Genomic DNA, 2,766 nt, shown 5'->3' on the forward strand with positions numbered 1-2,766 from the left:
GGGCAGGTAAGAGAACCAAACGGACGTATATCACGTGCAAAAGCACCGCGTGAAGCCGTTGATAAATTGGCAATAGAGATACGTGCAAAGCGCTTCGGTTTAACGCTACAAGAGGCAAAAAATCCACTTTCTGGGTCTTATATAGGGCGACTTTGTTTAAAAGGCGTGCTTACTCAAGAGCAATATGATGCCGCGCAACAGTACCTACAGATAAGAAATAATTACCTTTGCGCAAAAGGCTTGCCTAATGCGATTTATGATGATGTGTCTACAAATTCAGATCCAGATAGCTTTGAACAATGGGTTCAAAAAGCAACAAATCACTATCAAGCCGTGAAAGAGGCACTAAAAGAAGCACAATGCCTTTATAGACAGTATAATCTTCATGCTGCGCTACAGTCCCTCGTTATAGAAGATCAAATGCTACCCCACCTTGTGAATTCATTACGGATTGCTCTTAATGCGCTTCAGAAGCATTTTTCAAAAAAGTAGATTTGAAAGAGATACTACCACCCATATATATATGGTATTGCAATAACAGCTAAGGCGGTCATTATTGTAAATAAAAACGCAGGAATCTTTAATCTAAATCGCCAGAGTATGTTAATCGGAAGAGACATTATGGTGATTATTATAAAGCCTATTACGAACCATTCTATTATTTGTTTTTTTTTAGAATGATGTTTTAATAATTCATAATAGTCTTTTTCACTTATAGAAGCTAGTCTAATGTCATTTCCGAGTTCTTCTCTGAGTTTTTTAAACTTATTAAAATTATAATCCAATATTTCTTCTGAAATACAAGTAACAAAAGAAGATGGATTTCGTACATCACGCAAAACAGGAATTTGGCCATCTGGGCATAGTTTTAAATACCTATCTTCTGCTAATGATTGACTACTTATATGGCTAGTGAATAAGATACTTATTATTCCGAATAAGGCAATTTTCTTTAAATACGATAATAACATTAGATTTTATCTTGTTTTTCATTGTTACATCTTCGCTTCATACAGATTCCCTTTGAAATTATCAATATGTGTTATTTTTATGTTGACAAAGTGTAGCAAATCGTATTTAATGACAAATACGGCACTGGTCGTACTGTATCTAAATGAGGGTGTGGTACAGTTCAAAATCCCCGCAAATGCGGGGTTTTTTATTATCTGGAGGGTGTATTTTATGACATCACAAAATACAGAACAGATTTCTCAAACAAAGAAAAAATATAAACCCCCTAAGGCAGGAATGGGGCGTGTTAAAGGTGTACCCAATAAGAATACACGCCTTTTGAAAGAGGCTATTCTTAAAGCTGCTGAATTGGCAGGCAATAAGTATGGGAAAGAGGGGCTAATCTCTTACCTCGAAAAGCAGGCAATAAGATGCCCTGCGGCTTATTTAGCGTTGCTTGGGAAGATCTTGCCTTTGCAAGTGACGGGGGAAGATGGGGGCGCGATTAAGATCATAGGGCGTGTAGAAATTGCTCCTTTAACAATGAATGACGACAAGACAGATTAAGATTGTACCAAAACTCATTCCTATTTTTGCAGGAGACGCTTTGGTACGAGCGGCTTGGGGTGGACGAGGGTCTGGAAAGACAAGATCATTTGCCTTGATGGCTGCTTTAAAAGGCTATCAATTTGGTATGCAGGGGATATCAGGGACCATTCTTTGTGCACGTCAGTTTCAAAATTCGCTAGCAGAGAGTTCATTGGAGGAGATTAAGCGCGCCATTGAAGCCCATGACTTTTTAAGGGACTATTACAAGGTTGGAGAGTCGTCGATTAAGTCGATTGATGGTCGTATAGCCTTTCAGTTTTCTGGTCTGGACCGGAATATTGCGAGTATTAAATCGATGGGGCGCATTTTGCTCTGCTGGGTTGATGAGGCAGAGCCGGTTACAGAGACGGCTTGGCAGACGCTCATTCCAACTTTGCGTGAAGAGGGTGAGGGGTGGAGAGCAGAGTTATGGGTGACATGGAACCCGTTGCGAGAGAATGCCCCCGTTGAGAAGCGGTTTCGCTTTTCAGACAATGAAGCCATTAAGCGTGTAGAGATCAATTGGTCAGACAATCCGAAGTTTCCCAAGATCTTGAATGAAGCGCGGCTTGATGATCTGAGAAACCGCCCCGAGACTTATAAGCATATCTGGGAAGGGGCTTATCTTACAGCAGTTCAAGGCGCTTATTATCAAAAGGAAATGTTGGCAGCCGAGCAAGAGGGGCGGATAGGGCGCGTTGCGCGTGATCCTTTAATGCAGATACGCGCCTTTTGGGATATTGGGGGGACAGGCGCCAAGGCAGATGCCACGGCGATATGGATAGTGCAATTTGTTGGCAGAGAGATCAGAGTGCTTAATTATTACGAAGCACAGGGACAGCCGTTATCGGAACATATCGGCTGGTTGCGTCAAAACGGTTATGAGAAGGCGTTGATGGTGTTACCCCATGATGGTGCGACGAGAGACCGTGTGCACAATGTGAGTTTTGAGAGCGCTTTAAATGATGCGGGTTTTGAAACGCAAGTGATCCCTAATCAAGGGGCAGGGGCGGTTAAGATGCGTATCGAGGCGGTGCGACGTATTTTGCCGTCTGTTTGGTTTAATGAAGAGACAACCGTAGCGGGTCGTAAAGCACTGAATTGGTATCATGAGAAATGGGATGAGAAGCGTAATATTGGTTTAGGCGCTGAGCATGATTGGTCCAGTCATGGTGCGGATGCCTTTGGGTTAATGTGTGTGGGGTATGAACAGCCGATGCAAAAACA

At 42.2% G+C, this 2,766-nt stretch carries 4 protein-coding genes; 3 read left to right on the top strand and 1 reads right to left on the bottom strand.

Annotated elements, in window-relative coordinates; genetic code table 11:
- The coding region (locus tag ACFIM6_RS09540; protein ID WP_375612633.1) for a hypothetical protein at positions 1-492 on the top strand (492 nt) is incomplete at its 5' end.
- A 14-nt stretch (positions 493-506) separates the two neighbouring features.
- Here the strand turns inward: ACFIM6_RS09540 and ACFIM6_RS09545 are convergent.
- Positions 507-971, bottom strand: coding sequence for a hypothetical protein (locus ACFIM6_RS09545; protein WP_375612634.1), 465 nt, complete (start codon positions 969-971; stop codon positions 507-509).
- Positions 972-1,182: 211 nt separating this feature from the next.
- Here ACFIM6_RS09545 and ACFIM6_RS09550 point away from each other — a divergent pair, with 211 nt between their 5' ends.
- Both ACFIM6_RS09550 and ACFIM6_RS09555 read left to right on the top strand, forming a co-directional pair.
- A complete protein-coding gene (locus ACFIM6_RS09550; RefSeq protein ID WP_375610989.1) occupies positions 1,183-1,518 on the top strand; it encodes a hypothetical protein in 336 nt (111 codons plus the stop codon).
- On the top strand, positions 1,499-2,766 hold a 1,268-nt coding region (locus ACFIM6_RS09555), incomplete at its 3' end, for a PBSX family phage terminase large subunit (RefSeq protein ID WP_375612635.1). The genes ACFIM6_RS09550 and ACFIM6_RS09555, both read left to right, overlap by 20 nt.

It is taken from the genome of Bartonella sp. AA9NXGY, from assembly GCF_042196845.1.
Taxonomy (GTDB): Bacteria; Pseudomonadota; Alphaproteobacteria; order Rhizobiales; family Rhizobiaceae; genus Bartonella.

What these genes read in the sequence shown, in the direction of transcription:
- ACFIM6_RS09545 (WP_375612634.1), bottom strand. Translation starts at nt 971, where the DNA reads ATGTTATTATCGTATTTAAAGAAAATTGCCTTATTCGGAATAATAAGT.
- ACFIM6_RS09550 (WP_375610989.1), top strand. Translation starts at nt 1,183, where the DNA reads ATGACATCACAAAATACAGAACAGATTTCTCAAACAAAGAAAAAATAT.